General features: G+C 45.9%; 2 tRNA genes and 1 rRNA gene. All 3 read left to right on the plus strand.

The annotated features are described in order from the left end of the window. Positions 1-129 (plus strand): 16S ribosomal RNA (locus L5M17_RS22930); the annotation flags it as partial. A gap of 242 nt (positions 130-371) precedes the next feature. After that, positions 372-448: transfer RNA gene (locus tag L5M17_RS22935), tRNA-Ile, on the plus strand. A gap of 137 nt (positions 449-585) precedes the next feature. Beyond that, a tRNA-Ala gene (locus L5M17_RS22940) sits at positions 586-661 on the plus strand. Positions 662-774: the final 113 nt, after the last annotated feature.

Here is a 774-nt window from a genome sequence, read left to right on the forward strand (position 1 = left end):
TGGGAGTGGGCTGCAAAAGAAGTGGGTAGCTTAACCTTCGGGGGGGCGCTCACCACTTTGTGGTTCATGACTGGGGTGAAGTCGTAACAAGGTAGCCCTAGGGGAACCTGGGGCTGGATCACCTCCTTACCTATACGACTAACTTAATGTTTGGTCGAAAAATGCTCCTGCATTTTCGACATTCGGTACATCCGTGTACCTTTTGAGTGTTCACACAGATTTGCTTGATAGAAGAAAGAGTAAAAGATGAACCTAGTTAAATAGGTTTATCAAAGATGGGTCTGTAGCTCAGCTGGTTAGCACCCCAATCCCTTCATAAAGAGTAGGGTGAGGTCGGTGGTTCTAGATGGACTTAGATTTATCAATAAGATGGGTCTGTAGCTCAGCTGGTTAGAGCGCACCCCTGATAAGGGTGAGGTCGGTGGTTCAAGTCCACTCTGACCCACCAATCCTTCCTTCTCAGCGTTGGAAAGTGACTCGTTTAGTGAACTAAACGTCGCCACTGTCCGACTTGATAAGAAATGATTGGCAAACCAATCCTTTTAGAGGTTTGGAACATCTTACTTACTCGCACTGCATGTAAATGGGGCTATAGCTCAGCTGGGAGAGCGCCTGCCTTGCACGCAGGAGGTCTGCGGTTCGATCCCGCATAGCTCCACCATTTACACCTTATTCTGACTTTATTGAAAAGTAATAAGGCATATGCACTATGGATAGAGATGCCAAAGATAAACTTAAAAATTATCTTTGGCTTTTTTAAGCCCGCTCTTTAAC

The sequence above is a fragment of the Shewanella sp. SW24 genome, assembly GCF_025653395.1.
Taxonomy (GTDB): domain Bacteria; phylum Pseudomonadota; class Gammaproteobacteria; order Enterobacterales; family Shewanellaceae; genus Shewanella; species Shewanella oncorhynchi.